The 1265-nt window shown below is 69.6% G+C and carries 1 protein-coding gene; it reads right to left on the reverse strand.

The annotated features are described in order from the left end of the window. Window positions 1-49: 49 nt before the first annotated feature. On the reverse strand, window positions 50-1265 hold a 1216-nt coding region (locus AOK03_RS36995), incomplete at its 5' end, for a family 20 glycosylhydrolase (RefSeq protein ID WP_055569760.1).

Raw genomic sequence — 1265 nt, forward strand, 5'->3', positions numbered from 1 at the left:
GACGGTCCTCGGGGACCCCGCTCCTGACCGTACGGGCCCTGGGCCGCGGCTACTTGCCGGGCCAGGGCACCTGTGGCGACTGGTAGTAGCCGATGCCCAGCGCGTCCCAGCGCGGGGCCTGTGCGGCGAGCCGCACCTTGTAGGTGTCCCAGTCGTGCGTGGCGGCGGGCGACCAGCCGAGCTCGGCGATGCCGGGCAGCCGCGGGAACGCCATGTAGTCCAGGTGCGCGGAGGTCGAGAGCGTCTCCGTCCACAGCGGCGCCTCGACGCCGATGACCGCGTCCGCGGGCGCGCCCTGGAGGTAGGTGGCCGGATCCCAGTCGTAGGAGCGCTGCACCTCGACGTAGCCCGCCCAGGAGAGGCCGAGCGGGGTGTCCTTGGTGTACTTGTGGTCGATGTAGGCGCGGTCGGCCGGTGAGAGCAGGAGCTTCGTACCCTTCTTCGCGGCGTTCACGACCTGCTCGCGCTCGGCGGCGCCGGTCTTGTCGTAGCCCCAGTACTGGGCGACGGCGCCCTCGGCCGGCTCGGCACCGGTCAGCTGGTGCCAGCCCATCACCGTCTTGCCGTACTTGGCGACGATCGGCTGCACCTTGTCCATGAAGGCGACGAAGTCCTCGTGGCTGGTGGAGTGCGCCTCGTCGCCGCCGATGTGGAGGTACTTGCCCGGCGTCAGCGCGGCGAGCTCACGGATCACGTCGTCCACGAAGTCGTACGTCACGTCCTTCTTCGCGCACAGCGTGCTGAAGCCGACCTCGGTGCCGGTGTAGAGCGGCGGGGCGACGCCGTTGCAGTTCAGGTCGGCGTACGAGGCGAGCGCGGCGTTGGTGTGCCCCGGCATGTCTATCTCGGGGACGACCTCCAGGTACCGCGAAGCGGCGTAGTCGACGATCTCCTTGTACTGCGCCTTGGTGTAGTAGCCGCCCTTGCCGCCGCCGACCTGCGTGGACCCGCCGTACGTCGCGAGCCGCGGCCAGGAGTCGATGGCGATGCGCCAGCCCTGGTCGTCGCTGAGGTGCAGGTGCAGCTTGTTCATCTTGTAGAGGGCGGCCTGGTCGATGTAGCGCTTGACCTGGTCGACGGTGAAGAAGTGCCGTGCGACGTCGAGCATCGTGGAGCGGTAGCCGTAGCGCGGCTTGTCCTTGACGGTGCCGCCCGCGATCCGCCAGGGGCCGCGCTGCCTGGTCTGCTTCTCCACGGCGGCGGGCAGTTGCTGCCGCACGGTCTGCACGCCGTGGAAGAGACCGGCGCCGCTCCAGGAGGTGATG

Origin of the sequence: Streptomyces atriruber, from assembly GCF_001418325.1 — a bacterium.
Lineage (GTDB): Bacteria > Actinomycetota > Actinomycetes > Streptomycetales > Streptomycetaceae > Streptomyces > Streptomyces atriruber.